Source organism: Devosia marina, assembly GCF_009758415.1.
In the GTDB taxonomy this organism is placed as follows: Bacteria; Pseudomonadota; Alphaproteobacteria; order Rhizobiales; family Devosiaceae; genus Devosia; species Devosia marina.
Genome location: NZ_WQRF01000001.1, coordinates 785,565 through 811,344, shown reverse-complemented (window position 1 = coordinate 811,344; position 25,780 = coordinate 785,565). Strand labels below are relative to the sequence as shown.

24 protein-coding genes are annotated in these 25,780 nt (G+C 60.4%); 8 read left to right on the top strand and 16 right to left on the bottom strand.

From position 1 onward, the window contains the following. Positions 1 to 189: 189 nt before the first annotated feature. The 7 genes from GO014_RS03745 to GO014_RS19345 form a co-directional block, all read right to left on the bottom strand. Positions 190 to 1,026: an MBL fold metallo-hydrolase gene (locus tag GO014_RS03745; protein ID WP_343030752.1), complete on the bottom strand. Its 837-nt coding sequence runs from the start codon at positions 1,024 to 1,026 to the stop codon at positions 190 to 192. A gap of 3 nt (positions 1,027 to 1,029) precedes the next feature. Further along, positions 1,030 to 1,809, bottom strand: a complete 780-nt coding sequence (locus GO014_RS03740; RefSeq protein ID WP_157289798.1) for a TatD family hydrolase — start codon at positions 1,807 to 1,809, stop codon at positions 1,030 to 1,032. Between the two features lie 2 nt (positions 1,810 to 1,811). Continuing rightward, positions 1,812 to 3,362, bottom strand: a complete 1,551-nt coding sequence (metG, locus tag GO014_RS03735; RefSeq protein WP_157289159.1) for a methionine--tRNA ligase — start codon at positions 3,360 to 3,362, stop codon at positions 1,812 to 1,814. Beyond that, complete coding sequence (locus GO014_RS03730) at positions 3,359 to 4,384, bottom strand: AAA family ATPase (protein ID WP_157289158.1); 1,026 nt, start codon at positions 4,382 to 4,384, stop codon at positions 3,359 to 3,361. The genes metG and GO014_RS03730 overlap by 4 nt, the downstream gene beginning before the upstream one ends. Positions 4,385 to 4,403: 19 nt before the next feature. Then, a complete protein-coding gene (gene tmk, locus GO014_RS03725) occupies positions 4,404 to 5,090 on the bottom strand; it encodes a dTMP kinase (protein WP_157289157.1) in 687 nt (228 codons plus the stop codon). A gap of 236 nt (positions 5,091 to 5,326) precedes the next feature. Next, a complete protein-coding gene (locus tag GO014_RS03720; RefSeq protein ID WP_343030751.1) occupies positions 5,327 to 6,469 on the bottom strand; it encodes a D-alanyl-D-alanine carboxypeptidase family protein in 1,143 nt (380 codons plus the stop codon). A gap of 63 nt (positions 6,470 to 6,532) precedes the next feature. Beyond that, the gene (locus tag GO014_RS19345) at positions 6,533 to 7,579 is read right to left on the bottom strand and encodes a septal ring lytic transglycosylase RlpA family protein (protein ID WP_343030750.1); all 1,047 of its coding nucleotides are present in this window, start codon (positions 7,577 to 7,579) and stop codon (positions 6,533 to 6,535) included. A gap of 272 nt (positions 7,580 to 7,851) precedes the next feature. Between GO014_RS19345 and metH the strand changes: the two genes are divergently transcribed. Continuing rightward, entirely contained in the window at positions 7,852 to 11,619 is a 3,768-nt protein-coding gene (gene metH / locus GO014_RS03710) for a methionine synthase (RefSeq protein WP_157289155.1), read from the top strand. Positions 11,620 to 11,631: 12 nt separating this feature from the next. Beyond that, entirely contained in the window at positions 11,632 to 11,976 is a 345-nt protein-coding gene (locus GO014_RS03705) for a hypothetical protein (protein WP_157289154.1), read from the top strand. Between the two features lie 87 nt (positions 11,977 to 12,063). Here GO014_RS03705 and GO014_RS03700 read toward each other — a convergent pair whose 3' ends face one another. Both GO014_RS03700 and folD read right to left on the bottom strand, forming a co-directional pair. After that, positions 12,064 to 12,612 (bottom strand): DUF1643 domain-containing protein, encoded by a 549-nt coding sequence (locus GO014_RS03700; protein ID WP_157289153.1) that lies wholly within the window; start codon positions 12,610 to 12,612, stop codon positions 12,064 to 12,066. Further along, the gene (folD, locus tag GO014_RS03695) at positions 12,609 to 13,511 is read right to left on the bottom strand and encodes a bifunctional methylenetetrahydrofolate dehydrogenase/methenyltetrahydrofolate cyclohydrolase FolD (protein WP_157289152.1); all 903 of its coding nucleotides are present in this window, start codon (positions 13,509 to 13,511) and stop codon (positions 12,609 to 12,611) included. The genes GO014_RS03700 and folD overlap by 4 nt, the downstream gene beginning before the upstream one ends. Before the next feature lie 74 nt (positions 13,512 to 13,585). Here folD and GO014_RS03690 point away from each other — a divergent pair, with 74 nt between their 5' ends. From GO014_RS03690 to GO014_RS03680, 3 genes are all read left to right on the top strand, one after another. Next, positions 13,586 to 14,194 carry a DUF1176 domain-containing protein gene (locus tag GO014_RS03690; protein WP_157289151.1) on the top strand — a complete coding sequence of 203 codons (609 nt, stop codon included), beginning with the start codon at positions 13,586 to 13,588 and terminating at the stop codon, positions 14,192 to 14,194. Between the two features lie 11 nt (positions 14,195 to 14,205). Next, positions 14,206 to 14,640 carry a DUF1801 domain-containing protein gene (locus tag GO014_RS03685; RefSeq protein WP_157289150.1) on the top strand — a complete coding sequence of 145 codons (435 nt, stop codon included), beginning with the start codon at positions 14,206 to 14,208 and terminating at the stop codon, positions 14,638 to 14,640. 315 nt (positions 14,641 to 14,955) lie between these two features. After that, the gene (locus GO014_RS03680; RefSeq protein WP_157289149.1) at positions 14,956 to 16,431 is read left to right on the top strand and encodes an AMP nucleosidase; all 1,476 of its coding nucleotides are present in this window, start codon (positions 14,956 to 14,958) and stop codon (positions 16,429 to 16,431) included. Between the two features lie 117 nt (positions 16,432 to 16,548). Here the strand turns inward: GO014_RS03680 and eno are convergent, their stop codons facing one another. Both eno and GO014_RS03670 read right to left on the bottom strand, forming a co-directional pair. Next, entirely contained in the window at positions 16,549 to 17,826 is a 1,278-nt protein-coding gene (gene eno, locus GO014_RS03675) for a phosphopyruvate hydratase (protein WP_116590399.1), read from the bottom strand. Between the two features lie 102 nt (positions 17,827 to 17,928). Further along, a complete protein-coding gene (locus GO014_RS03670) occupies positions 17,929 to 18,885 on the bottom strand; it encodes an NAD-dependent epimerase/dehydratase family protein (protein ID WP_157289148.1) in 957 nt (318 codons plus the stop codon). A gap of 91 nt (positions 18,886 to 18,976) precedes the next feature. Here GO014_RS03670 and GO014_RS03665 point away from each other — a divergent pair, with 91 nt between their 5' ends. Together GO014_RS03665 and GO014_RS03660 are read left to right on the top strand one after the other, a co-directional pair. Beyond that, complete coding sequence (locus GO014_RS03665; RefSeq protein ID WP_343030749.1) at positions 18,977 to 19,408, top strand: VOC family protein; 432 nt, start codon at positions 18,977 to 18,979, stop codon at positions 19,406 to 19,408. Positions 19,409 to 19,472: 64 nt separating this feature from the next. After that, positions 19,473 to 19,883, top strand: coding sequence for a hypothetical protein (locus tag GO014_RS03660; protein ID WP_157289146.1), 411 nt, complete (start codon positions 19,473 to 19,475; stop codon positions 19,881 to 19,883). Between the two features lie 32 nt (positions 19,884 to 19,915). Here GO014_RS03660 and GO014_RS03655 read toward each other — a convergent pair whose 3' ends face one another. The 5 genes from GO014_RS03655 to tpiA form a co-directional block, all read right to left on the bottom strand. Continuing rightward, positions 19,916 to 20,092, bottom strand: a complete 177-nt coding sequence (locus GO014_RS03655) for a DUF4169 family protein (protein WP_116590402.1) — start codon at positions 20,090 to 20,092, stop codon at positions 19,916 to 19,918. Positions 20,093 to 20,110: 18 nt separating this feature from the next. Next, positions 20,111 to 20,431: a GNAT family N-acetyltransferase gene (locus GO014_RS19490; protein WP_343030835.1), complete on the bottom strand. Its 321-nt coding sequence runs from the start codon at positions 20,429 to 20,431 to the stop codon at positions 20,111 to 20,113. A 239-nt stretch (positions 20,432 to 20,670) separates the two neighbouring features. After that, positions 20,671 to 22,299: a CTP synthase gene (pyrG, locus tag GO014_RS03645; protein WP_157289144.1), complete on the bottom strand. Its 1,629-nt coding sequence runs from the start codon at positions 22,297 to 22,299 to the stop codon at positions 20,671 to 20,673. Positions 22,300 to 22,412: 113 nt separating this feature from the next. Next, a complete protein-coding gene (secG, locus tag GO014_RS03640) occupies positions 22,413 to 22,871 on the bottom strand; it encodes a preprotein translocase subunit SecG (protein WP_116590404.1) in 459 nt (152 codons plus the stop codon). Positions 22,872 to 23,015: 144 nt separating this feature from the next. After that, positions 23,016 to 23,771, bottom strand: a complete 756-nt coding sequence (gene tpiA / locus GO014_RS03635; protein ID WP_157289143.1) for a triose-phosphate isomerase — start codon at positions 23,769 to 23,771, stop codon at positions 23,016 to 23,018. A 123-nt stretch (positions 23,772 to 23,894) separates the two neighbouring features. Here tpiA and GO014_RS03630 point away from each other — a divergent pair, with 123 nt between their 5' ends. Beyond that, positions 23,895 to 25,769, top strand: coding sequence for a peptidylprolyl isomerase (locus tag GO014_RS03630; RefSeq protein ID WP_157289142.1), 1,875 nt, complete (start codon positions 23,895 to 23,897; stop codon positions 25,767 to 25,769). The last annotated feature ends 11 nt before the right edge of the window (positions 25,770 to 25,780 follow it).

Below are 25,780 nucleotides of genomic sequence, written 5' to 3'. Positions count from 1 at the left end.
GTTTGGGGAACGGACAGAATTCCGCACACAAACTCTTCGCGTAATATATATTATGGAACTTGCAGGTGTTAGCATTTGGCGGGAACGCTGAGGTTTGGTGTCCCTGCAGTATCGGAAACGTAGAAGCGCTGATGGATTGTTCCCGACTCTGGCAACGTAGCCGCTTTCCATATACGCAGCCATGTCCGCTCAACGATTGAGGACGCGACCACTGACGACGTCGATCTGCATGCCGTCAAAGGCCGGTGTCACGTTTGGCGGTGTTTCGGCTTCGGTGGCGGCGTAGTCGAGATCGATGTGCATATTGGTGAGCACGGCCTGGCGCGGCTGGAAGCGTTCGATCAGTTCGAGTGTTTCAGGCAAGCTCAGATGACTCGGATGTGGCGTTGGGCGCAGTGCGTCAACGATCCAGATATCGAGGTCCTGCAAGGCAGAATGCGCGGCGGCGGGTACGGCCGAGAGATCGCAACAATAAGCCAGGCCGCCAATGCGGTAGCCAAAAGCCTTGATATCGCCATGGACCAGGTCAAAGGCGTTGAGGTCCAACGTGCCACCCGGGCCATCAACCGACACGGTGTCGCCCGTGGCGATTTCGTGGGCGTTGAGGATGGGCGGATAGGCGCTTCCGGGCGGGGTCGAAAAGCAGTAGCCGAAGGCCTCGCGGAGACGCGCACCGCAGCTTGCGGAGAAATAGACGTCAACGCGGCGCCGGTTGTGCAACGCCAGAACGCGCAAATCGTCGATGCCGTGGGTATGGTCGGCGTGCTCATGTGTATAGAGAACGGCGTCCAGCCGATCGACTTGTGCGCCCAGCAATTGCTCGCGCAGATCGGCCCCAGTGTCGATCAGCACGCGTGTCGGGTGTTCGCCACCATTGCGCCAGGCTTCGATCAGCAATGAACAGCGGCGGCGGCGATTACGCGGCTCATGGGGATCGCAGGCGCCCCAGGCATTGCCGATGCGCGGCACGCCACCGGATGACCCGCAGCCCAATATGGTCGCGATGATCCGGTCGGGTGCTGCCACTGCCTAACTCACGCCGGTCTTGGAAAAGAGACGCCCGAAACTAGCAGTCGATTCCGCGGCGAGCTGTTCGAGCGAAATGCCACGGACATCGGCCAGCTTTTCGGCCGTGTGGCGCACAAAGCTGGGTTCGTTGGACTGGCCTCGGTGTGGGATGGGTGCCAGATAGGGCGCGTCGGTCTCAACGAGGTAGCGATCAGCCGGCACGATTTTGGCGACCTCGCGAATTTCTTCGGCATTCTTGAAGGTGATGATGCCCGAAAAGGACACATAGCCACCCAGAGCAAGGGCGCGTTTGGCCAGATCCATGCCTGCGGTGAAGCAATGTAGAACGAAGGGGAAGGCCCCCTGCCCGGCTTCCTCCTCGAGGATAACCGCCATGTCTTCATCGGCCTGGCGGCTGTGGATAATCAGTGGAAGACCGGTGATGCGAGCGGCGGCGATATGGCGGCGCAGACCGGTGGCCTGTGCATCGCGCGGGGCGTTGTCGTAGAAATAGTCGAGACCCGCTTCGCCGATGGCAACGCAGCGCGGATGGGCACTTAGGCGGACAAGTTCATCCGTCTGAATATGCAGCTCTTCATGCGCATTGTGCGGATGGGTGCCGACAGAGCACCAGACGTTCTCATAACGTTCTGCCAGCCCCGCATAGGTGGAAAAGTTTTCCACTCTTGTGGATATCGTCACCATGCCGGTGACCCCGGCGGCGGCCGCACGCGCCATGACGCCGTCCAGATCGGCGGACAGGGCTTCGAAATCGAGATGGCAATGGCTGTCGATCAGCATGGTCACTCGGCCGGTTTTTCGAGGCGCGCGAAGACGCCCTGGGGCGCGGGCAACTCGGTATTCGCTAGCAGACTGTTAGCATTGAACGCAGCCTGGAGAACACGCTGGTCAATGGGCACAGCCAACTGGTCGAGGAGACGCTCCGCCGAGGCGGGTACGAAGGCCAGCATGGGTATGGCGAGGCGGCGGACCGTGTCGGCCGTAACGTAGAGTACGGTCGCCATGCGGACCGGATCGGTCTTTTTCAGCGCCCATGGTTCCTGCGCGGCAAAGTAGTTGTTGGCCGAGCTCAGCGCGCCAACGATGGCGCCAGTCGCTTCGTGGACCAATTGCTTGTCCATCGCCTTTTGTGCTTCGGCGATGGCTTCGGTGACTTCGGCGATGAGGGCGTTGTCCGCCTCGGTCAGCGTGCCCAGTTCAGGCACCCTGCCCTCACAGTTCTTGTTGATCATCGAAAGCGAGCGCTGCGCCAGATTGCCCAGATTGTTGGCGAGGTCGGCATTGACGCGATTGACCAGCTTTTCGTGGCTGTAGTCGCCATCGCTGCCGAAGGAGACTTCGCGCAGGAAGAAATAGCGTACGGCGTCCTGGCCGAAGGTTTCGACAAGGGCAAAGGGATCAATCACATTGCCGAGCGACTTGCTCATTTTCTGCCCATCGACCGTGAGGAAGCCATGCGCGAAGACGCGGTGCTGAACCTCAAGTCCGGCGCTCATCAGGAAGGCGGGCCAATAGACCGTATGGAAGCGGATGATGTCCTTGCCGATGACATGCAGGTCCGCCGGCCAGAACTTCTTGAACAGTTCGTTGTTCTCGTCAGGATAGCCAACGCCGGTGATGTAGTTGGTCAGGGCGTCGACCCAGACATACATGACATGACCCGGCGCGTCGGGCACCGGAATGCCCCAGTCAAAGGTGGTGCGGGAGATGGAGAGGTCCTGCAGGCCGCTCTTTACGAATGAGATGATTTCATTGCGCCGCTCCTTGGGCGCAATGAAATCGGGATTGGCCTCATAAAGATCGAGTAGCTTCTGCTGATAGGCCGAAAGGCGAAAGAAATAGGTCGGCTCCTCGACCCATTCGACCTCGGCGCCCGACGGCGCGAACCGCTTGCCGTCCTTTTCAGTGAGTTCGTCTTCATCGAAATAGGCCTCGTCGCGGACCGAGTACCAACCCTTGTAGGTGGACTGGAAAATGTCGCCATTGCTGCTGGAGGCCATCTTCTTCCAGATGGCCTGCGAAGCCTCGTGATGGCGCTGTTCGGTGGTGCGGATGAAATCGTCGTTGGACAGATTCAGCGCTCCGGCCAGCGCCTTGAACGCGCCGGCATTGCGGTCGGCCAGTTCGCGAACGGGAACGCCTTCCTTGGCGGCGGTCTGCACCATCTTGATGCCGTGTTCGTCCGTGCCGGTGAGGAAATAGACCTCGCGGCCCTCAAGGCGCTTCCAGCGGGCGATGGCGTCGGTCGCGATCATCTCATAGGCGTGGCCGATGTGCGGCGCGCCATTGGGGTAGGAGATCGCGGTGGTGACGTAAAACGGCTTGGAGGTCATGCTGGCTCGGCAGGATTGGCAAACAGGGCGCAATGCTTCCGGATGGCGTCGAAGATGACCGCCAGCGTCTGTTTCATGTCGAGATTGACGCTGTCGGCTTCGCCCAGAAGTGCGCCTGCCTTCTCCCATAGCTCGGTGGCCGAGGCAAGCCGCGAACGCCCCGTGGGGTGCATGGCGGCCTCCCGCATCTCATGGGCCAGCCAGTCGTTAAGAATTTCACGGGCAAAGGACATGTCCGGCCCCTGCGCATCGGCGCCCAGAGCATCGGCAAGCTGGATCTGCGCCGCGACGGGCATGCGCTCGGGGCCCTGCAACCAGGCGAGCAATGCGCCGACGGGCGAATTTTCGGCCAGGGCCAGGGTTTCAAAAGCCCGGCGTGGCCGACCGCCCGCGAGTTGTACGGCGCGCTCCAGCGTCGCGGCATCCAGGCCGGGATGGCTGCTGGCGACGACGGCCCGGACCATGTCATCGGTCAAACCGCGCATGGCCAGGTTCTGGCAACGCGAGCGGATGGTGGGCAGCAACTGACCGGGACGGTGCGAAACGAGCAGGAATGTCGTGTCGGACGGCGGCTCTTCGAGCGTCTTGAGCAGCGCGTTAGCCGCGGAGGGATTGCACTCGTCGATGCTATCGAGAATGGCGATGCGGTGCCCTGACCTGCCCCTGGTGTGCTGGAGAGTTTCGCGCAGCTCGCGGATATCTTCGACGCGAATGACGGAATAATAGCCCTTGGCATCCTTGGGGCGGCGGCGGAGCAGCGCCAGATTGGGGTGCGACAGCGCCGCTACCTGTTCGCGCACGCGCTTGGGGTCTTCGTCGCCAGTCGCGGTCAGAATGGCCGTGGCCAGCTCAAAGGCCAATGTGGCCTTGCCGATACCCTGCGGGCCCTGCAGCATGATGGCGCCGGGGAGCCGGTGCTCGGCCAATTGGGTCAGGACGGCCGTTCGGGCCGCGTCATGTCCTATGGCCACCTGACGCTGTTCGGGCAGCGGCAGGTCGGGAAGCGCGGTTGGATCGGTCACGCAGCTGGTCCTTCAGGTGTCACGAGACCGGTCTGCCCTGGAGTTCGGGGAAGCGGGCGCTGACGACATCCCATATGGCGGCTTCGAGCGCTTCCTCGTCCTGCTCGGCGGAGATCACGACGCAGCGGTCGGCATTGCGGCGGGCGATGTCGAGAAAATTTTCGCGCAGGCGCTGATGCCAATCCAGCTCCTCCTTCTCGAACCGGTCGCCCGTCAATTGCAGGCCATCTTCGACGGCGCGCTGCTCGACGCGGCGGAAAGCGATGGCCGGGTCCATGTCGAGAACTATGGTCAGGTCCGGGGTGTGACCGTCGAGGGCGAGATTTTCCAGCGCGTCGATGAGCTTGTCATCGACGCCACCTGTCAGGCCCTGATAGGCCCGAGTCGAATCGCAGAAGCGGTCGGAAATGACCCAGGTGCCCTTTTCAAGATTGGGCGCGATGAGCTGGTTGACGTGATCGAGCCGGGCCGCGGCAAACAGCACCGCTTCCGAACCGGCGCCCCATGCCTCCGAGCGACCCTGCAGGATGAAGGAGCGGATCGCTTCTGCCTTGGGGGTGCCGCCGGGCTCGCGGGTGCGCACCGCCTCGATGGCATGATGGGCCAGATTGTTGAGCAGACGCCGAACCTGAGTCGACTTGCCAACCCCTTCGCCCCCTTCGAAGGTGATGAAGCGAGCTGGGCGTCGATTTGGCGCTTCAAGCATGGGCAGGCTGATTCCTTGATCCGGGTCTCTTTTAGGACACCTGCGCGCACGGGAAAAGGGAGGAGCCAGCTTTGCCCGCCATTCGACCATAGGCCGAGTAGCTTTTGAGCCTAAAGTTCGCCCACCAGGGAGATTAGGCCTCCGGCACGGCTTTGCCCGCCATTCGAGCACAGCTTTCATGGCCTTTCAGCCTAAAATGGGTCCACCGGACCAATTTTGCCGCTACGCGGCACGGCTCAAAGCCAACCCAATGCCAGTTGCTTCAACGCATCGGTAGCGCGGCGGATCAGATCGCCCTGGCTGATGTCCTCTGCGGCGTAAAGAGGTGCCGCCTGCACGAGTTGGCCGTTGCAGAAGACCCTCAGTTCTGCGATCCGGTCACCCTGGCGCACCGGCGGCAGAAGCGGGGCTTGATAATTGACTGTGGCCGACAGGCACTGGCGCGAACCGCGCGGCAGGTAGAGCGCGATTTCGCCCTGCCCGACAAGACCAACGTTAGGCTTAGCTCCGCCATAGACGTCAGCATAGGCGACAATCTGGCCCTCGGCGTACGGGTTGAAGCGCTCAAAGGCGCGGGCGCCCCAGGTGAGCAGTTTCCTGGCCTCTTCAGTGCGCTCGCGCATCGAGGTGAGGCCATGGACGACGGCGATCAAGCGACGGTCGCCCTGATCCGTCGAGGTCACCGATCCGTAACCAGCCGCTTCCGTGTGGCCGGTCTTGAGGCCATCGACGCCAATGCCCATTTCCACGAGCGAATTGCGGTTGGCCTGATTAATGCCGTTCCACTCCATCGAGGGCTCGGAAAAGTAGTGATAATATTCGGGAAATTCGCGGATCAGATAGCGGCCGAGTTCGGCGAGATCGCGCGCCGTGGAACGCTCGTTGGGGTCGGGCAGCCCGGTGGAATTGGTAAAGTTCGAGCCCTCGAGACCAAGATCGTTGGCCAGCTCATTCATCATCAGTGCAAACGTCGCCTCGGAACCGGCAATGCCTTCTGCCAGGACAATGGCGGCATCATTGCCAGATTGAATAATGACGGAGCGTACAAGGTCTTCGACACGAATCTGCGAATTGAGCTCGGCAAACATTGTCGAGCCGCCGGAGGCAGCACCCCCCGTGCGCCAGGCGTTCTCGGACACGAAGAACTCATCGTCCAGGCTGACCCTCCCTGCCCTGATCTCATTGAACACGACAGCCAAAGTCATCAGCTTGGTCATGGAGGCCGGCTCAAGGGGCGCGTCGGCGTCCTTCTGGAAGATGACCGTGCCAGACTCGTAGTCCATCAGGACTGCGAATTTTGCCTTGGTGTCGAATTCGGCCTGGGCCAGTGCTGCTCCGGCGAGTGAGAGCAGGGCAAATATGGCGATCAGCACTCTCACGGCGCAGTTCCCTTGCGATTGCAATATCGACGCCGAGTTCCTTCCGGCGCAATATAGACGCAATTAATAGAGAATTGCGTCAGTCAGGCCAAGGTCTCGGGCAAGATCAAGCGCGTCCTGACGTGTTGCCCCGGCCTTGAGGTGGGTCAAAGTCAGTTTGGTTGCGGGGCGGCCGTTGGCCGAGACTGGTTCTTCGGTAACCGCGCCAAGGCGGGCAAAGTTCTGCGCCAGCGTTGCCGCGTTGCCCGGATCGGCGAAGATGCCGAGAGCAAGATGAATTTTGCGGCTGTCGGCGTCGACGGAGCCTGCCCAATCGGCCAGCTCGGCGTTTCCGCTGGCCATGGCGTTGGCCGCGGCATGAGCAGAGCCCACAGCGGCGTCAAGTTCCTGCGGGGACGCTTCGGCATAGGAGAACAGCCCACTAATGAAATTGGTGGTCATGCCGACAAGACTGCGATTGCTCTGTCCGCCGGAACTGGCGACGCGGATCGGGCCGCTGTCATAATCGGCGGGACCATTGTAGCTGGCTATGAGCATGCGGGTATCGTCCCCCTCAAGCGGGGCCTGGCCGACATATTCGACTTGAACGCTGGTTGAGCCCTTGTTGACATAGCCCAGCATGGAGGCGGCGCGGTAGCTCAGGTCGATAATACGGCCGGAGACGTACGGCCCGCGATCATTGACGCGAACGATCAGTGAGCGGCCGTTGGCAGTGTTCGTGACACGCACATAGGACGGAAGCGGCAGCGTGGGATGGGCGGCGGTGATCGCATTGGCGGAAAAAATCTCGCCATTGGCGGTTTTCCGGCCATGGAAGTCCGAGCCGTACCAGGAAGCCGACCCGGAGGCAGAATAGCTGGGATCGTGCTTGGGCACATAGGTCTTGCCACGCACCGTGTATGGCTTGCCGATCTGATATCGACCACCACCCTTGGGCGGGTTCGGATTGGAGGTGACGCGTGGCGAAACGGCGACGCCATATTCGCTCGAGGTAAACGCGGCACGCTTAACGGTAGCGCCGAGATTGCCAGTAGCACAGGCGGCCAGCGAGGGGGCGATCAGGGCGGCCAGGACAATGGCTCGGACGGCGCTGCGCCAGATGGTCGTCACGATACGCAATACTCTACATGAACAGAATTTTTCTGGCCGAAGGATAGCGGCATTGGGCGCCAGCTCACAGAAAGGAACAATTTTACGGTTTAGGGGAAGTTAAGACCAATGAACCGTTACATTGCCGATGGAGATTGTTGGCGTTTTCTCCATAGAACCTGCGGCACAGAAACGAATGTCGCTCTGTGCGGGTTGACTGATATAAAGATATCTTTATGTGATGACGCAGCGCTGATAGAGTGCCCTCGACTTGCAAGAAAGTGAGGACGGCGATGAGCCCCTCCCCCGATCAGATCTCCGATACGCCCATCATCCCCGACTGGCAGGAAGTCCGCACCGCTCTGGCGCGCGCCATGGAGGAGCGAATCCTGATTCTTGACGGCGCCATGGGCACGATGATCCAGCGTCTAAGCCTGACGGAAGAGAACTTTCAGGGCGAGCGGTTCAGGGATTGGAGCCACCCGCTCAAGGGCAATAATGACCTGCTGGTGCTTACCGAGCCGAAAATGATCGAGGACATTCACCTCGAATATTATCTGGCCGGGGCTGATATCGTCGAAACCAATACCTTCTCGGCGACTTCGGTGGCCCAGGCGGACTATGCCTGCGAAGAGGCCGTTTACGACATCAATTACCACGGCGTGCTGTGCGCGCGTCGCGCGGCCATCCGGGCCGAGGAGACGGACGGGCGCCGGCGGTTTGTGGCTGGTGCGCTTGGGCCGACCAACAAGACCTCGTCCATGTCCACGGACGTCAACAGTCCCGGACACAGGGCCATTTCATTCGACGAGCTGGTCGAGGCCTATGGCGAGGCCATTCGTGGTCTGGTCGATGCCGGCGCGGACCTGCTGCTGTTCGAGACCATTACCGATACGCTCAACACCAAGGCCGGTATCTTTGCCGCGCAGAGGCTATTCGAAGAGCGCGGAATCGATGTGCCGATCATGATTTCAGGCACGATCACGGATCTCAGCGGCCGCACCCTCTCCGGCCAAACGCCGACCGCCTTCTGGTATTCGATCCGGCACTCCAATCCGATCACCATCGGGCTCAATTGTGCCCTGGGCGCCGATCTGATGCGGGACCACATTTCCGAGCTTTCTTCGGTCGCCGATACCTTTATCTGCGCCTATCCCAATGCCGGGCTGCCCAATGAGATGGGTGCCTATGACGAGACGCCGGAGCAGATGGCCGGGCAGTTGGAGACATTTGCCAGCGAAGGCCTGCTGAATATTGTTGGTGGCTGCTGTGGTTCTACGCCGGACCATATCCGGGCGATTGCAGAGACCGCCGCACGCTATGCGCCGCGCAAGGTGCCAAGTGCCGACCGGCTATTGCGCCTCTCCGGATTGGAGCCCTTCACGCTCACCAAGGACATCCCGTTCGTAAACATTGGGGAACGTACCAATGTCACGGGCTCGGCCCGGTTCCGCAAACTGATCACGGCGGGCGACTACACCGCCGCGCTGGATGTGGCGCGGGACCAGGTGGCCAATGGCGCACAGGTCATCGACATCAACATGGATGAGGGCCTGATCGATAGCCAGCAGGTGATGATCGAGTTCCTCAACTTGCTCGCCGCAGAACCCGACATCGCCAAGGTGCCGCTGATGATCGACAGCTCCAAGTGGGAGGTCATCGAGGCAGGCTTGAAATGCGTGCAGGGCAAGGCGCTGGTCAATTCCATCTCGCTCAAGGAAGGCGAAGAGGCGTTCATCCATCATGCGAGATTGGTGAAGGCCTATGGCGCCGCCGTTGTTGTGATGGCGTTCGACGAGACCGGGCAGGCGGACACCAAGGCGCGAAAGGTCGAGATCTGTACTCGCGCCTACAAGATCCTCACAGAGGTCGTCGGCCTGCCGCCTGAGGACATCATTTTCGATCCTAACGTCTTTGCCGTGGCGACAGGCATAGAGGAGCACAATAACTACGGCGTCGACTTCATCGAGGCGACCAAGGAAATTACCGACAGCCTGCCCCATGTCCATATTTCGGGCGGCATTTCGAACCTGAGCTTCTCGTTCCGCGGCAATGAGCCGGTGCGCGAGGCGATGCATGCGGTTTTCCTGTACTATGCCATCCAGAATGGCATGGACATGGGCATCGTCAATGCTGGCCAGCTGGCGGTTTACGAGACCATCGACAAGGAACTGCGTGACGCCTGCGAAGACGTGATCCTCAATCGGCGCGCGGATTCGACCGACCGCATGCTGGACCTGGCCGAACGCTACAAGGGCCAGGGCGGTGGCGCCGGCAAGGCCAAGGATATGAGCTGGCGCGAATTGCCCGTGGGCGAGCGCATCACTCATGCGCTGGTCAATGGGGTGACCGAATTCATCGAGGCTGACACTGAAGAAGCGCGGCAGACCTTCGAGCGGCCGCTACATGTGATCGAAGGCCCCTTGATGGCTGGTATGAATGTGGTGGGGGACCTGTTCGGGTCGGGCAAGATGTTCCTGCCTCAGGTGGTCAAGTCGGCCCGCGTGATGAAGCAGGCCGTGGCCTATCTCATGCCCTTCATGGAAGCTGAAAAGGACGCCAATGGCGATGCCGCCGGCCGCAAGAGCGCGGGCAAGGTGCTGATGGCGACAGTCAAGGGTGACGTCCACGACATTGGCAAGAACATCGTGGGCGTTGTGCTGAGCTGCAACAACTACGAGATCATCGACCTCGGTGTCATGGTACCGACCCAAAAGATCCTCGACACTGCCAAGGCCGAGAATGTCGACATAATTGGCCTGTCCGGTCTCATCACGCCCTCGCTGGACGAAATGGTACATGTTGCTTCGGAAATGGAGCGCGAAGGGTTCGACATTCCACTTCTTATTGGCGGGGCGACGACCAGCCGCGTGCATACGGCGGTAAAAATTCATCCGCGCTATGCGCGTGGGCAGGCGGTGCATGTCAATGACGCCAGCCGCGCCGTGGGGGTGGTCTCGAACCTGCTTTCCGATGAGACCAAATCGACGTTCATCGAGCAGGTCCGGGCCGAATATGCCAAGGCAGCCGCTGCACATGAACGCGCCGAGTCCGAAAAGCGCCGCTTGCCGCTGGAAGCGGCCCGCAGCAACGCGTTCAAGCCCGACTGGACGGGCTATACGCCCCCTGCCCCGAGCTTTCTGGGCACGCGCAGCTTCACCGAATTCGACCTCTCAGAGCTGGCGCGCTACATAGACTGGACTCCCTTCTTCCAGACCTGGGAGTTGAAGGGGCGTTATCCGGCCATTCTGGATGACGAAAAGCAAGGCGAAGCGGCACGGGCCCTTTGGGCCGATGCGCAGAAAATGCTCAGGCAGATCATCGACGAGAAGTGGTTTGCGCCCAAGGCCGTGCTCGGTTTCTGGCCGGCCAATGCCGTGGGCGACGATGTGCGCCTGTTTGCCGATGATGACCGCCAGAGCGAACTGGCCACCTTCTTCACGCTGCGCCAGCAATTGAGCAAGCGCGATGGCAAGCCGAACATGGCCCTGTCCGATTTCGTGGCGCCTGTGGACAGCGGAAAAAGAGACTATGTCGGCGGCTTTGTCGTGACGGCGGGCATCGAGGAAGTCGCGATTGCCGAGCGCTTCGAGCGCGCCAATGATGACTATTCGTCAATCCTTGTGAAGGCCCTGGCCGACCGTTTCGCCGAGGCCATGGCGGAATATATGCATGAGCGCGTGCGCAAGGATTATTGGGGTTATGCCCCGGACGAGGCCCTGTCGCCAGACGAACTTGTGGGCGAACCCTATCAGGGCATCCGCCCGGCACCCGGATATCCGGCCCAGCCCGATCACACCGAAAAGACCACACTGTTCCGCCTGCTGGACGCGGAGAATAGCGTCGGTGTGAGCCTGACCGAAAGCTATGCGATGTGGCCTGGCTCATCGGTATCGGGCATTTATCTGAGCCACCCGGATTCGTATTATTTCGGCGTGGCCAAGGTGGAACGCGACCAGGTGCTGGACTATGCGCAGCGCAAGGACATGGATGTGAAGGAGGTCGAGCGTTGGCTGGCGCCGATCTTGAACTATATTCCAGGCCGAGTAGCGGCGGAGTAATCGGTAACAACCATGTCACGCATTGACCCGATCCCGGTGACCTTGATCTCCGATCCTGCCAAGCTGGTGCCGCTCGACCGCGACACCGCGTTGATCCGGCTGCCGGCCAATTCGGGGCACGGGCATGCCGATGGAGAGATTTGTATCGCATGCTCCGGTATCACCGATGTGCGGGCGCTGCTCTACAACCTGCTCGAGGAGCATCGGCGCAATATGCGACCGGCTTTTTCCCGGGTAGTGGTGGACGCCAGTGCAGTGGCTGACTCATCCCAGGTGGTGGCGGCCCTAACCGGCAAGCTGCCCGCGCAGGCATTGCGGGACCATACGGTCGCGCGGATGTTCTATTTGGCGGGGTGAAAGCAAATCCATCGAGCTTGTGTAGGCTTACCCTCACCGACACGGCTGCGCCGGGCCACTCTCCCCGAGGGGGAGAGGAATTGCCGCCTATCCCGGAAATGGCACCAGCGGTGTGTCGGCCCTGAGATAGAGCGGATGTTTGGGTGAGCCGTCGGCATTGGTGCCGAAGCACCAGAGGTCGATGCCCTCCGCGTGCAGCGCCGCAACGATTTCCCGGCCCGCGGGCGCCAACGCCTTGTTGAGCTTGCCGTGGCAGAGGACGACGCGCCCTGCCCCTCTAGCAGCTTCTCGGATTGTTGGCAGGTTTGCCGGCGATACCGCCTCGACGCCGGGCTGCACCAACATTTTGGGATGGGTGGCGCGGTAGTCGCCGACATTGCATTTGACCATGCCGGTGAAGCCCTCGCGGCGAGCAAAATTCCACTCGCGGGCGCATGTCGGGTCGTCCACCGTGGCGTCGGCGGTGGAAGGGTTCATACCGATAAAGACGATGTATTGATCCGGAAAGGTTTCGCCCAGCCAGCGCCGCATGCGCTGGCGATAGCGACCATCTTCACTCATCATGGCGTCACCACGCACGCCCTCGCCGAGTCGCAAGCGAACCTTGCCGCCCGGATCGTGTGTCAGGTCGTTCATGCTGTCAGGTCACCCGGAGGGGTAAGCCCGTTGATCAGCGACGCCGTCGTGATGGTGTTGGCCAGCAAGCAGGCTATGGTCATGGGGCCAACGCCGCCGGGCACCGGCGTGATGGCCGCTGCCACTTTGGATGCCGAGTCGAAATCAACGTCACCGATAAGACGCGTCTTGCCCTCGCCTCTCTCTGGCGCCGGTACACGATTGATGCCGACATCGATGATCGCGGCACCCGGCTTGATCCAGTCACCCTTGATCATGTTCGGACGACCTACAGCGGCCACTACAATGTCAGCCTGGCGCACGACATCGGCCAGGTCCTTCGTCCGGGAGTGAGCAACGGTGACCGTGCAGTTGTCGCGCAGCAACAACTGCATCATCGGCTTGCCGACCAGGTTGGAGCGACCGATGATGACGGCGTGCTTGCCTTCGAGCGAACCGAGTTCGTCTCGCAGTAGCATCAGGCAGCCCAAGGGCGTGCATGAAACCGGACCCGGCAAGCCAATTTGCACTTTGCCGACATTAGCGGGGGTGAAACAGTCGACATCCTTGGCCGGATCGATGGCCTCGATGACCTTATTGGCGTCGATGTGTCTGGGCACTGGCATCTGGACAAGGATACCGTGCACGGCGGGATCTGCATTGAGCTGATGCACCAAGGCCAGCAAATCCGCTTCCGGCGTGTCAGCGGGCAATTCGTGCTTGAACGAATTCATGCCGACTTCGGCGGTCTGCTTGGCCTTGGACGAGACATAGACCTGGCTGGCCGGGTCTTCGCCCACGATTACGACTGCGAGGCCGGGGGTAATGCCGTGTTCGGACTTAAGGCGCGAAACATGGCCGGAAATGCGGCCGCGCAGATCTTCGGCAAAGCGTTTTCCGTCGATGATTTTTGCGGTCATGTCGGCCTCGATCTGTTTAACTGCCATTGGCGGGCGGAGGACCCGCTTTTGTGCATCGACATAAGGGATGAAGGATGATCCGTCCATTGCTTTGGCTGCCGCTGATAGCGGCTTGCGTGTCTCCCGTCCTGTCGCAGGAAGCGTCGCCGGAAAAGCGGGCGCAGAAGCTGCATGCCCTGTCTTTTGGCGAGCGGTGCCACTCCGCCGCAGGTTACGCGCCAGACGATCCGATCGAGAGCTGGACCTTCAGCTACGCACCGAGTTGGAGCGAGGGGGCGGAGGAAGACAAGGAGGATGTGACCCTGGTGCGCATCTTCTGTTCGTCGGGCGCTTATAATGAGACCCACGCCTATTATCTGCTGCGCGAGTATGAGGGCTTGGCAATGGTCGGCTTCGCTGAGCCAGTCTTTGATGTGAAATATGAGAACGACAATTTCGACGGCGCAGTTGAGGGGATCACCACCGTCGGCATGAGCTCGACCGGGCTCCTAGCGAATTCACTGTTTGATCCGGAGACCTTGAGCATCGATTCGTTTTCGAAGTGGCGAGGGCTGGGTGATGCCAGTTCTTCTGGACAATGGGTGTTTCGCGATGGAGCGTTCGCGCTCGTACACTATGCCGTAGATGCCAGCTACGATGGAGAAATGAACCCGGAAATCCTGGTGAACTACCTGCCGAATTGAGGGTTGAGGAAATGCCCGAACAGAAAACCAAGCCTAACACTGGTGATGTCGGAGAGTTTCTTGCGCGGATTGAAAGTGAACAGAGGCGCGCCGATTCTCACGCGCTCATCGAACTTTTGAGCGAAGTCAGCGGGGAACCGCCGGTTCTGTGGGGCACGATGGTCGGGTTTGGCCAGTATCACTACCGATATCCCACCGGACATGAAGGCGATGCCTTCCTTGTGGGGTTTGCCCCGCGCAAAGCCGCGTTCAGCATCTATTTGATGGGTACATACTTCCCCGAGGAAAATGCGCGGCGCGAAGCGCTGCTCGCGAAGCTTGGCAAGCACCGCATGGGAAAGGCATGCCTCTATGTGAACAAGCTCAGCGACGTCGATCTCGGCGTCCTAAGAGAACTGGTTGAAATCTCCGTGCAGAAGCTGAAAGACACCTATCCAGCAAAATGAAGGCCGCCACAGCATTGCTGCCGGGCGGCCTCCAAGGGGATGCGGTCCACCGCGCTGTTGAGGGCTTGGGGGACAAGCGGCAAACCGCTTCCCGCTCATCGGTTGCATGGGTCGTTTGCTATGCCGATGAACTGATTGAAAGATGGTGGGCAATTGCGGCGAGAAAAGAGCGGGTCACCGAAGTGTGAATGTTCGTGACCCTAATCGGCTCCGCGTTGAGAAGCCGTCATGTGCCCTCTATATTGGCGGGCATTGAAAGAGACGAATCCAACATACCGCCACCCGATCCGCGGGATGGCACCGAGGGACACCTTAATGACGACACTCAGCCCGCCACGCCTGGAATCCCAAGCTTTTACTGATCCGGCTGCGGCCTGGGCGCATATCGCCCATATTTACCACCGCAATTGCGACTTCATCCGCAATCATCTCGACGGGTTGACCAAGGGCACCATCCCCGCTGGTCGCGTACGCGCCTGCTACCCCCAAGTTGAAGTGCGGTCCACCAGCTATTCAAAGCACGAGAGTACCCTGCCCTATGGGTACCTCCATAGCCCGGGCATATATCGGACCACGGTAACGGCCCCGGACCTGTTCCAGGGCTATCTGCAGGAGCAGTTCGAGGTCATTCTAAAGAACCATGGCGGTGTAATCGAGGTGGGGGAATCGGACACGCCGATTCCGCTGCATTTTGCGCTCGGGCCGCATGACCATCTCGATGGCAAGGCGATCAATGCCATGGATGTACCGCTGCGCGACCTGTTCGACGCGCCGGACCTGGGCAATACCGACGATGAAATCGCCAATGGCACCTATGTACCGCCGCGCGGCGGGCCCTACCCACTATCGGCCTTCACGGCGCCTCGAGTCGATTACTCGCTGTTCCGGCTGGCGCATTATACTGGCACCGATGCCGAACACTTCCAGAACTTCGTGATCTTTACGAACTACCAGTTCTATATCGACGAGTTCTGCCGGCTAGCAAAAGGCTGGATGACGGAGAAACATCCACATTATCAGCGCTTTATCGAGCCGGGCAACGTCGCGACCGACAATATGCTGACAGGCGGCGGGGTCACTGGCAATCCGCCGCCGCGCACGCCTCAAATGCCGGCCTATCACCTGGTGGGTGACCGCGGCCGCGGGATCACCATGATCAATATCGGCGTCGGTCCGTCCAACGCCAAGACGATCACGGATCACGTCGCGGTTTTGCGGCCACATGCCTGGATTATGTTGGGGCATTGTGCGGGGCTCAGGAACAGTCAGGAACTGGGAGATTACGTCCTGGCGCATGCCTATGTGCGCGAGGACCATGTGCTCGATGCCGATCTGCCGCTGTCGGTGCCGATCCCGGCGCTGGCGGAAGTTCAGGTGGCGCTCGAGCAGGCGGTGGAGGAGATTACCCAGACCGAGGGCCTGGAAACCAAGAAGATCATGCGTACGGGCACCGTCGCTACCTTCGACAATCGCAATTGGGAGCTGCGCGACCAGACCGAGATCACGCGGCGGCTCAGCCAGTCCCGCGCCGTGGCGCTGGACATGGAGAGCGCGACCATTGCCGCCAATGGATTCCGCTTCCGCGTGCCCTATGGGACGTTGCTCTGCGTGTCTGACAAGCCGTTACATGGGGAGCTAAAACTGCCCGGCATGGCTTCAGATTTTTACCGGACGCAGGTTAACCGGCATCTGCAAATCGGACTCCGGGCCATGGAGATATTGCGGGACCAGCCGGCGGAGCGGTTACATTCGCGGAAATTGCGCAGTTTTGCCGAGACGGCGTTTCAGTAGCGGAACATTTCGCCGGAGGCGGCATCTCCCTTGTCCGGTGGCTCGTCATCTTCTCTCCGAGGATAACAAAAAGCCCGGGATCGCTCCCGGGCTTTTGCGTAACGTCTTGCGAACCGATCAGCGGCCCTTGACCACCGAGTAACCGGCATACTTGGCCGAGGAGCCGAGCTGTTCCTCGATGCGGATCAGCTGGTTGTACTTGGCCAGCCGGTCCGAGCGGGAGAGTGAACCGGTCTTGATCTGTCCGCAGTTCAGCGCCACGGCGAGGTCGGCAATGGTGGAATCCTCGGTTTCGCCCGAGCGGTGCGACATGACCGAGGTATAGCCAGCGCGGTGCGCGGTATCGACGGCGTTGAGGGTTTCAGACAGCGAGCCGATCTGGTTGACCTTAACCAGGATCGAATTGGCGACGCCCATCTTGATGCCGGAGACGAGGCGCTGGGTGTTGGTGACGAAGAGGTCGTCGCCAACAAGCTGCACCTTGTCGCCAATGGCTTCAGTCAGCGCTTTCCAGCCATCCCAGTCATCCTCGCCCATGCCGTCTTCGATGGTGATGATAGGATAGCGATTGGCGAGGTCTTCGAGGAAGCGGACGTTTTCGTCCGAGGAGAGCGACTTGCCCTCGCCCACCATCTCGTATTTGCCGTTCTTGTAATATTCGGTGGCAGCGCAATCGAGACCGAGGAAGACGTCCTCGCCCGGCTTGTAGCCGGCCTTCTCGATCGAGCGCATGATGAAGCCCAGGGCGTCATCGGCGCTTTTGAGGTTCGGAGCAAAGCCGCCCTCGTCACCCACGGCGGTGTTGTGGCCCTCGGCCGACAGGCCCTTTTTCAGCGTGTGGAAGATCTCGGCGCCGATCCGCACGGCGTCGGCAATCGACTTGGCGCCGGCCGGCAGGATCATGAATTCCTGCATGTCGATGGGATTGTCGGCATGCTCACCGCCATTGATGATGTTCATCATCGGCACCGGCAGCACATGGGCGTTCGGGCCGCCGATATAGCGGTAGAAGGGCAGTTCGCTCGATTCAGCAGCGGCCTTGGCGACGGCCAGGGACACGCCGAGAATGGCATTGGCGCCCAGCTTGCCCTTGTTGGCGGTTCCGTCCAGGTCGATCATGGCCTGGTCAACGGCGAGCTGGTCGAGTGCGTCCATGCCCTGGATTTCGTCGGCAATGGTCGTGTTCACGTTCTCGACGGCCTGGGTCACGCCCTTGCCCATATAGAGCGCACCACCATCGCGCAGTTCCACGGCCTCGTGGGCGCCGGTCGAGGCGCCTGAGGGCACGGCGGCACGGCCGAAGCTGCCGTCGTCCAGCACCACATCGACTTCGACGGTCGGGTTGCCGCGGCTATCGAAAATCTGGCGGCCATTGACGTGGATGATTGAAGACATGCGTGCCCTTCCCGGAATGCTTCTTGGGTATGAGTGCCTGTCTAGACGGGCCTTGTGACAGTGAAAAGAGGGAACGCGCAAAAAAGGCGCCCTCCTTGTCTCCTAGAGCGCGAGTTTTCCATTGCCCAATAGCCAGGACACCGATTCCTGCACGGCGGCCAGAGAAGTGTACCGTGGGGCATAGCCCAGTAGACGACGGCCTTTTTCGATGCTGGCATTGGGACTGCGCGCGATGTGTTCCCAAGTGGCGGCGGCGTTTTCCGGGGTCTGCATGGCTTTCCAATCTTCCCAGGAATGGAAGCTTAGTGCTGGTTCCTTGCCAAACCAGCGATACATGGCCTCGGCATATCCACGAAGCGTGACCGCGCCGGGCGAGACAGCATGGAAGGCTTCCCCGACCGCCACGCTCCAATTGTCCATCGCCAGCATCAGCAGGACGGCGATGTCGTCGGCATGGATGTGGTGCACCGTCTCCATGCCAAAATTGGGCAGCGCGAGTGTCTGGCCCCGTGCAATGGTCTGGAACGCAGCATCATCAAAGTGCCCGGCCGGATTGAGCGGCGACCAGCCCTGCCCCACAATGTGGCCGGGATGCAAAATGGTCACCGGGAAGCCGTCGCGTCGAGCAAGCCCAAGCAGATAGTCTTCGATGGCCGCCTTCTGTACGCCGTATTCGCCAAAGGGACGCTTGGTGACGTCTTCTGGTGTGGGCACAACTTCTGAAAAGCCGTGTGTCCAGATCGTGCCGATATGCAGAAAGTGCCGCACCCTGCCCTTCAGTGCCTCAGCCAATTGCCGGGCGCTGTCGAGCGTGAAGCAGATATTGTCGATCACGATGTCCGGCTGGAGATCAGCGATGGCCGCGCCGAAGGCCCCTTTTGCCTCTTCCGCCGTGCGATCCATCGTGACCCGTTCGACCCGCCTCCATGCGCTGTCGGGCAGATAGGGTTCGGATGCACCGCGCGTTACCGCCACCACCTCGTGTCCTGCCCGGACCAGCCGCGGGATCAGATAGGTACCGATGTGGCCGGTGGCTCCGATCACCACTATGCGTGACATATTTGGTCCTCCTCGGTCTGGCTTAAACGCCCAGTCTGTCCTAACATGTTAGCGCGAACTGTCCAGTTTGCAGATTCCGGAGGAGAGAATAGTGTCCCAACCCCTCGTCAAGCAGGTGGCGCATACCTGCATATTTGCCCGCGACCTCGACGCTGTGGAGGCGTTCTACCGGGACGTGCTGGGCGTCTCGCCCAAGTTCGATTTCAGGCGCGGTGACGACCGCATCGGCTTTTACCTCGATTTCGGCAATCGCACTTTTGTGGAGGTTTTCAAGAAGGGCGAGAGCCGGTTCGAGGAAACCAACCAGATCAACCATATCTGCTTCGAGACCGACGACATTGACGGCTTTATGGCCAATGCGAAGGCCAAGGGCGTTTCGGTGACCGACAAGAAACTGGGGGTCGACCACACCTGGCAGTGCTGGCTGGCCGATCCGAGCGGGGTCAAGCTCGAGATCTTCCAATACACGCCCGAGAGCATGCAGTTTGGGCCCGATGGGACCGTTTGTCAGGTGGATTGGTAGTCCCGGTCATCTTGCCAATGACTTGAACTGGATGTTCACTCTTGCTGACTTGAGGGAGGCAGAGATGAAGCCGGTTCTGACCGCACTTGTCATGATGTTGGGCTGCACGCATGCCGCCCTCTCGCAATCGGCCATCGTCCAAGGCGGTGGCCAGCAATTGCTGGAAAGTTATGTCGCCTATATCGGGGACATGGACCTATACAATTCCAGCGGGCAACGCCTGACCCAGCCCTGGCAGATTATCCGCCAGGACCGGGCCAATTATCACCGTTTCCGCATTCGTCATGACGGCGATGAAAGTGACAGCTTTTTTGCCAGCGCCGACAATCGCGCCGTCATGGAAGACATGCTGCGCCGAGGGCAAATTTCTAATGGCGCCGCGCGCGATATCGTCAATGGCGATGTCTTCATAGAAGTGGAAATATACGGTCAGGGAGGACGCGGTACCTCCGTCTATGTCACGACATACCGCTAACGCCGCACCATAGGTCGAACGCGAAGATTGCCCTACTCTTCCCGCTTGTGTCCGTCGATATGCTTATCGGCCCGCGCCTTTTCGCCTGCGTTCTTGAGCTTTTCGGCCTTGGTGCGGCCAAATTTCTGACGATTGGCCTCGGCCGTGATGTCCTTTTCCGCACGCGCCTTCGCCTTGCGGGCTTTGGAAAGGGATAGAATCTCAGCCATCGTGCGGGCTTCTCACGTTCAGGTTGCGCAATCGATCATACCGCGTCTGAGCGAGAGGCGAAATCGGGTATAGCTGTCAAATGTGTCAGTTGGCTCGAAGCCCAAACGCACCAGCAGCGCCTCGCTGGCTCTGTTGCCGTGCGTGACACCGGTATAAATTTCTGCTGCATCGCTATTGGATCGAGCGAAATCGATCAGCGCGTCCAGCGCTGCAGTGGCAATGCCGCGCCCGGTGTGGGCTTCTGCGAGCCAGTAACCGATGCTGAAGCGCGCTGGCTCGACGCCGATCAGGTCGGCCCTGCCGACAAGACGTGCATCGAAAAAATACAAAAACGCCAGTTTGGATTGGTCGTCCGAGACAGCTCTTCGACGAGGTCCTGTTGCGAGCTTTGCACCAGGACCTGGTAGTCGCCGTGGCGTGTCAGGTGTCGCGCATTGTTCGCGATAAGGTCCAATAGAGCCGATGCGTCGCTGCTCTCCAGCAAGCGCAAACTCACCTCGGGCATCGTCGTTTGCAACGAGCGGGGCAATGGAACGTCTTCGAACCGAGGCCCTGCCCGCTTCATGCTGGCGAGCCCTTAGACCAACCTGCTCTGTTCCATCGCGGCGGCGATGAAGCTGGTAAAGAGCGGATGCGGCTCGAAGGGCTTGGATTTCAGTTCGGGATGGAACTGCACGCCGATGAACCAGGGGTGGTCGGTGCGTTCGACGATTTCGGGCAGCTTGCCGTCAGGCGAGACGCCGGAGAACAGCAGGCCATTGGCCTCCAGCCGCTTGCGATAATCCATGTTCACCTCGTAGCGGTGACGATGGCGCTCGGAAATGCGGGTGGTACCGTAAATATCGGCAACGCGGGAGCCTCGGGTGAGCTGGGCCGGATAGGCGCCCAGACGGAGCGTACCGCCGAGATCCCCTTCGGCGCCCCGGGTTTCCTTTTCGTTGCCCTTTACCCATTCGGTCATCATGCCCACGATCGGCTCCTTGGTGGGGCCGAATTCGGTGGAAGATGCATTCTTGATACCAGCCGTGTTCCGCGCGGCTTCAATACAGGCCATCTGCATACCGAAGCAGATGCCGAAATAGGGCACATCCTTGATGCGGGCAAAGCGTGCGGCTTCGATCTTGCCGGCGGAGCCGCGTTCACCGAAGCCGCCAGGCACCATGATGCCGTGCACGTGTTCGAGATAAGGCGCCGGATCGTCACGCTCGAAGACTTCCGAATCGATCCACTGGAGATTGACCTTCACCTTGTTGGCGATACCGCCATGGGTGAGCGCTTCTGAGAGCGACTTATAAGCGTCCTTGAGGCCAGTATATTTACCCACGATGGCGATGTTCACTTCACCTTCGGGATTGTGATAGCGGCGGGATACTTCTTCCCAGGAGGACATGTCGGGTTCAGGCGCGTCGGTGATGCCGAGCGCAGCGAGGACTTCCCGATCCAAGCCTTCATTGTGATAGGCGACCGGCACGTCATAGATCGAACCCACATCAAGGCCCTGGATCACGGCGGTTTCGCGCACGTTACAGAACAGTGAGAGCTTTTTCTTCTCGCCTTCTGGAATGGGGCGGTCGCAGCGGACCAGCAGCACGTCCGGTGCGATACCAATCGAGCGCAGTTCCTTTACCGAGTGCTGGGTCGGCTTGGTCTTCAATTCCCCTGCAGAGGGGATATAGGGCATCAAGGTCAGATGAAGATAGGCCGCGTGATTGCGCGGCAGTTCATTGCCAAGCTGACGGATGGCCTCGAAGAACGGCAGACCCTCGATATCGCCGACCGTGCCGCCGATCTCGACCAGCACGAAATCGTATTCCTCGTTGCCGTCGAGGACAAACGCCTTGATCGCATCCGTGACATGCGGAATGACCTGGACGGTGGCGCCGAGGAACTCGCCCTTGCGCTCCTTGGCCAGCAGATCCGAATAGATACGGCCGGAAGTGACATTGTCACGCTTGTTGGCGGCGCGACCGGTGAAGCGCTCATAGTGACCCAGGTCGAGATCGGTTTCCGCCCCATCATCGGTGACGAAGACCTCACCGTGCTGGGTCGGCGACATCGTTCCAGGATCGATGTTGAGATAGGGGTCGAGCTTGCGCAGGCGGACCTTATAGCCACGCGCCTGCAGCACGGCGCCGAGCGCCGCCGAAGCCAAACCTTTGCCAAGGGAGGAAACCACGCCTCCGGTGATAAATACGTACCGAGCCATGGGCGATCACCATAAGCACATCAGACATGATTCGCAGAGCAGCTTTTGCGCTCTACACAAAAAGAAGAAGGGGATGTTCCCATCCCCTTTTCTCACGGACGCCTTGCGGCGGATCAGTTGCCCGCAGGCACTGCGGGCGTTTCTTCGGTATCGGTCGATACTTCGGGCACCGGCAATTCGCTATCCGATGTCGCCGGCTCTTCAACCGGCGTCTGTGCTTCCGAAGGCAGCAGCAGATCGGAGGTCTCATCGCCCTGAAGCGCGTTGAGCGCGTCGAGAACGGTCGAAGGCTGGCTGCCATCTTCAAGCGCGGTCGCGTTGTCCAGAATGCTGGAGGTACCGCGATCAACCTCGTTGAGAATGGTCAGACCGATTGCCGAAGCGAAGAACAGAACAGCCAAAATGGCCGTTGTCCGGGTCAGCAGGTTTGCCGAACCGCGAGCGGTCATCAGACCGCCGCCGCCACCACCGCCACCGATCCCCAGGGCGCCGCCCTCCGAGCGCTGAAGCAGGATGACGACAATCAGCGCCAGCACAATCAGCAAATAGGCGACGAGCAATACGTTGGCCATGAATCTCTTGTCTTCGCGTCAGTCAGGACGTGCCAATTCGGCCCGCCCGGTTTGGAAAGGATGCGGGGTCATACACCCCCCGAACAGCAAATGCCAGCCGCTTGCGGCGCTTTTTCGCCACAGGCAGGCTGCTGTCCGGATGCTCTATACCGCTGAGATAATCGTATAGAAGTCCTTTGCCAAGAGGCTTGCGCCTCCGACAAGGCCGCCATTGACATTGGCAATGCCAAGAATCTCTCGCGCATTCTGGGGCTTGAGCGACCCGCCATATAGAATGCGAATGCCTTCCCCCTTGGACAGACCAAAACGGTCGACCAATCGGGCACGGATCGCGTTGTGCATTTCACCGATCTCATCGCGAGTTGGCGTGCGGCCCGTTCCGATGGCCCAGACCGGCTCATAGGCAACGACAACCTCATGATGTTCGGCCGCGTCCGGAATGGATGCGGCCAATTGAGCAGACACCACCGATTCTGCCTCAGCGGCATCGCGCTGCGCTTCCGTCTCGCCAACACAAATGATCGGTTTCAACCCCGAACCGATGGCAGCTTCCGCCTTCGCGCACACGACAGCATCGGTTTCACCGTGATTTGTGCGCCGCTCGGAGTGTCCGACTATGACGTATTGTGCGCCAGCGTCTGCGAGCATGCTGGCAGAGATGTCACCGGTATGGGCGCCATGCGGTTCCTGATGGCAATCCTGCCCTCCGGCAATGATACCGCTAGAGGCGCCCTGCGCCGCGACCGCGGCCAGCAGAGTGGCTGGCGGGCAGACCACAACAAGGGCCCGGGGCGACTCACCGGTAGTGAGCAGACGGGCGAGTTCACTCAACTCATCAAGCGAGTGGGTGAGCCCGTTCATCTTCCAGTTTCCAGCGATCAGAGGTGATACGGTCGACAATCTTGGTACTCCTGCCTCTTGCGCCGGACAAGGCTTTGCCCTAACCCCGGCTGTCGTATTTGTCTTACTAGTCTGACCTTCGCTTCACGGTAAAGGATTGGACCCGAAAGTGGAACGCTTCAGATGCTTGATGGTTTGCGTGATTTTGCAAAATCCTGGCCGGGAAAAATCCTGGGCGCGTTTCTGCTGGTCGGTGTAGCAGGTTTCGGCATCAACAATGTGATCGTCGATCTGGGCAGCAATACCGTGGCGCGGGTTGGCGACGAGGAAATCAATTCGCGTGAGTTCCTGCGGGCCTACCAGAACCAGGCCAACCGGATCGCCCGGCAGATCGGTTCCGTGCCCACGGCCAGCCAGGCCGAAGCCATGGGCATTCCTACGGCTGTAATTTTGGGCTTGTCCGAGGGGGCTGCGCTCGACACGCTTTCGGCCCAGTTCAGCATGGGCGTCTCGGAAAGCAAACTCGCACAATTGCTGCGCGAGGACCCATCATTCCATGGGACGCTGGGCACGTTCGAGCCGGCTCTGTTCACGCAGGTGCTGCAGAGTGCCGGCTGGACTGAGGCTGAATATTTCGAGGCGCGGAGCGACGAAGCCCGCCGCGACCAGCTCACCACGGCGCTGTTTGCCGATACAGATATGCCCGAAGTGGCGGCCGGTCTGATCAATGACTACGCGACAGCCACGCGCACTATCGATTACATCGTTCTGAGCGGGACCAGCATCGAGAGCCCGGAGGCGCCGACGGAAGCCGAATTGGCCGAATACCTGGAAGAAAACCAGTCCGATTTCCGCACCGTGGAAACACGGACCGTAAAATTGCTGGACCTGTCGCTGGCCTCGCTGGCCGCGACCAAGGAAATTTCGCCGGAGGCGGTGAAGGCAGAATATGAGGCCACCAAAAGCACGCTAACAACGCCCGAGCGGCGCGCTATCGAACAGGTTTCGCTAGCAACGCCCGAGTTGCAAGCGCAGTTCGAGGCAGGCTTGGCGGCGGGCACTGACTTCGACACGCTGGTTGCGGAAGCTGGGTTGGCGCCGTCGAGCCTTGGTACACTCACGCAGGCAGAGATTACCGATACGCGTCTTGCTTCTGCGGCATTCGGTCTGGCAGAAGGCGGCTTCGCCATTATCGAAGGCATCGGCGGCAAGCGCGCCGTGCATGTGTCGGATATCGAAGAGGAACGAGAGCCTTCGCTCGATGAGGCTCGGGACGATATCGTGGCGCGGCTGGCACAAGCCGAGGCCCGCAACGAAATCAACGATGTGCTCGATCAGATCGAAGAGCTGCGTGCGGCCTTCCAACCCATCGACCAGATTGCCGAGCGCTTCGGCCTGCCGGTCTATGAGGCGGAGGTGACTGCGGGAGGGACTGAACTGGCCGTGTTGCCTAACTTGGCCGCGGAGGATTATGCCCGCGTCTCGCAGGCTATCTTTGCGGCCGAGCAAGATCGCCTGATCCCGTCCATTCCCCTGTCCGGCAGCGCGCATCTCTGGTTCGACCTCGAACAAGTCGAGCCCGCCCGTGACCAGACCCTAGACGAGGTGCGGGCAGAGGTCGAAGCGGCAATTGTCGCGGAGCGGATAGATGCGGCGCTGGCATCGAAGGCCGAGGACATTGTTGCGCGGCTCGAAGCGGGCGAAGCGCTGGCTGATATCGGCTTTGAGCTGAGCGCCTTTCCGCAACTCAGCGCGCCCTTTACGCGCTTCGGATCCGAGGATGGGCTGGTGGATCGCACCGTGGCCTCGGCCGCGTTTGCCGGTGGTCCGGCACATGCGGGTGCGGTTTTGAACGAGAGCGGGGAACAGGTGGTCTTCCAGGTTGTCGACACCGCCGAGCCGACCGCACCGCTTGATGATGTTGCGCTCGAAAGCATCAATGCCGAGGCGCGTGCCGGCCTCATCTCTGAATTTGTGGCAGCGGTGCGCGAGGATGCGGGTCTTCGAATCAACCAGCAAGCTCTCAACCAGCTACTCGTGCAGAATTACGGCCAGTAACCGGCACCTTT

Bases quoted from the DNA above. Each gene is read 5' to 3' on its own strand.
- GO014_RS03740 (WP_157289798.1), bottom strand. From the start codon at position 1,809: ATGCTGATCGACAGCCATTGCCATCTCGATTTCGAAGCCCTGTCCGCC.
- metG (WP_157289159.1), bottom strand. From the start codon at position 3,362: ATGACCTCCAAGCCGTTTTACGTCACCACCGCGATCTCCTACCCCAAT.
- tmk (WP_157289157.1), bottom strand. From the start codon at position 5,090: ATGCTTGAAGCGCCAAATCGACGCCCAGCTCGCTTCATCACCTTCGAA.
- metH (WP_157289155.1), top strand. From the start codon at position 7,852: ATGAGCCCCTCCCCCGATCAGATCTCCGATACGCCCATCATCCCCGAC.
- GO014_RS03705 (WP_157289154.1), top strand. From the start codon at position 11,632: ATGTCACGCATTGACCCGATCCCGGTGACCTTGATCTCCGATCCTGCC.
- GO014_RS03700 (WP_157289153.1), bottom strand. From the start codon at position 12,612: ATGAACGACCTGACACACGATCCGGGCGGCAAGGTTCGCTTGCGACTC.
- folD (WP_157289152.1), bottom strand. From the start codon at position 13,511: ATGACCGCAAAAATCATCGACGGAAAACGCTTTGCCGAAGATCTGCGC.
- GO014_RS03690 (WP_157289151.1), top strand. From the start codon at position 13,586: ATGATCCGTCCATTGCTTTGGCTGCCGCTGATAGCGGCTTGCGTGTCT.
- GO014_RS03685 (WP_157289150.1), top strand. From the start codon at position 14,206: ATGCCCGAACAGAAAACCAAGCCTAACACTGGTGATGTCGGAGAGTTT.
- GO014_RS03680 (WP_157289149.1), top strand. From the start codon at position 14,956: ATGACGACACTCAGCCCGCCACGCCTGGAATCCCAAGCTTTTACTGAT.
- eno (WP_116590399.1), bottom strand. From the start codon at position 17,826: ATGTCTTCAATCATCCACGTCAATGGCCGCCAGATTTTCGATAGCCGC.
- GO014_RS03670 (WP_157289148.1), bottom strand. From the start codon at position 18,885: ATGTCACGCATAGTGGTGATCGGAGCCACCGGCCACATCGGTACCTAT.
- GO014_RS03660 (WP_157289146.1), top strand. From the start codon at position 19,473: ATGAAGCCGGTTCTGACCGCACTTGTCATGATGTTGGGCTGCACGCAT.
- GO014_RS03655 (WP_116590402.1), bottom strand. From the start codon at position 20,092: ATGGCTGAGATTCTATCCCTTTCCAAAGCCCGCAAGGCGAAGGCGCGT.
- pyrG (WP_157289144.1), bottom strand. From the start codon at position 22,299: ATGGCTCGGTACGTATTTATCACCGGAGGCGTGGTTTCCTCCCTTGGC.
- secG (WP_116590404.1), bottom strand. From the start codon at position 22,871: ATGGCCAACGTATTGCTCGTCGCCTATTTGCTGATTGTGCTGGCGCTG.
- GO014_RS03630 (WP_157289142.1), top strand. From the start codon at position 23,895: ATGCTTGATGGTTTGCGTGATTTTGCAAAATCCTGGCCGGGAAAAATC.